Raw genomic sequence first — 1392 nt, forward strand, 5'->3', positions numbered from 1 at the left:
ACGTCGCGGGCCCAGCCGAAAACAACCAGCCCCCAAGCTGATTGGCGCTGCATGACCCAATACGGGTCAACTCTTAGCCAAGCATCGCCGCATCCTGGGTGACTGGTTGGAGACCTTGCCTGGGCTGGTCGCTGAATTGGCCCGTGACGAGCTGGCCGACATCGCCCGGCTCACCGAGACCATCAACGCCTTGGCTAAGCGGATCGGGCTGCGCGTCCGCGACGTCGCCCCGGTGTTATTGTCCCTTCCGGGCTGCGGGGAGCTGACTGCGGCAAAACTGGTCGGTGAGACCGCGGGGGTGGCCCGGTTTAAAAGCGCTGCCGCCTTCGCCCGCCATGCCGGGGTGGCGCCTGTGCCGGTGTGGTCGGGAAACACCGCTGGCCGGGTGCGCATGACCCGCTCGGGCAACCGCCAACTCAACGCTGCCCTGCACCGCATCGCCGTCACCCAGGTCCGCCTCGACGGACTCGGGCTGGCCTACTACCGGCACCGCCTCGCGGAAGGTGATTCCAAGACTGAAGCCCTGCGCTGCCTCAAACGCCGCCTATCCCGCGTCGTCTTCGGCCATCTCCAGACCGACGAACACACTACCCCGAAGCTTCTGACACCGTAAAGCATTGGCGTTGGACGCTTCGCCGCGTCAATAACGGGCTTATCGCCGACAGCCTTTTCACGTCGCCCCGTCGACTCAACTGCCGTCATGCCCATGTGTTTCTCCTATGTCAAGCCGCTGCCGGTTGGCAAGGCTGTTGACGGTTGAGGGGAGGGGCTGGAGCAAGCGCCGCAGGCACGGTCGTGTTCGCCGAACGCCCGCGCCGCCGATCGAGAAAGCGGCGGATTCCGCTGGGAAGCTGAGATGGCGGCGCTGGTGGCTGACCAGGTCCATCGGCTGATGCCTCGTGGGGGCGCCCACCTGGTGGTCGGAGAGGTGCCGGCGGCGCAGGGCATCGCCGATATCGTGGCGGTTCGGTTCGACACAGATGCACTGCGGACCCGACTAAGCAGCGGTATCGGTCCGGTCACCTCGCCATTGCGGGTGCGGGTTCTGCACGTCCTCCGTGAGGATCGGTACGTGCGGAGCGCCACCCTCGCTGCGTACGTCGGCACTAATGCCTCGGCCCTGACGCGCTCCACACTCAAGCCCCTCGCTGAGCTAGGTTTGGTCGAATTGCAGAAGGGATTGGTCCGCTCGACTGGCGCCTGGCGGCCAGTGGCTGCCCATCTGACGGCGGTGGAACTGAAGCTGAGCAAGTGGCGAGATGCTCTACGCCAGGCAGACAACTTCGCTATCAGCGCCGACCGCTCCTGGATGGTCCTAAGAGATGACCCGTAATCGTGGCCGGCGGTTCGACGGTGATTCGAACGCTGCGCCTGTCGGGTCATACTGGTCGC

Annotated in this window: 1 protein-coding gene and 1 pseudogene; both read left to right on the top strand. The window is 65.4% G+C overall.

Going from position 1 to position 1392, the window contains the following annotated elements:
- Positions 1-76 precede the first annotated feature (76 nt).
- Positions 77-613: pseudogene (locus AWC14_RS10020) on the top strand (transposase); the annotation flags it as partial.
- A 243-nt stretch (positions 614-856) separates the two neighbouring features.
- On the top strand, positions 857-1333 hold the full coding sequence (locus AWC14_RS10025) for a hypothetical protein (RefSeq protein WP_085241232.1): 477 nt from the start codon (positions 857-859) through the stop codon (positions 1331-1333).
- The last annotated feature ends 59 nt before the right edge of the window (positions 1334-1392 follow it).

Origin of the sequence: Mycobacterium kyorinense (assembly GCF_002101735.1) — a bacterium.
Classification (GTDB): domain Bacteria; phylum Actinomycetota; class Actinomycetes; order Mycobacteriales; family Mycobacteriaceae; genus Mycobacterium; species Mycobacterium kyorinense.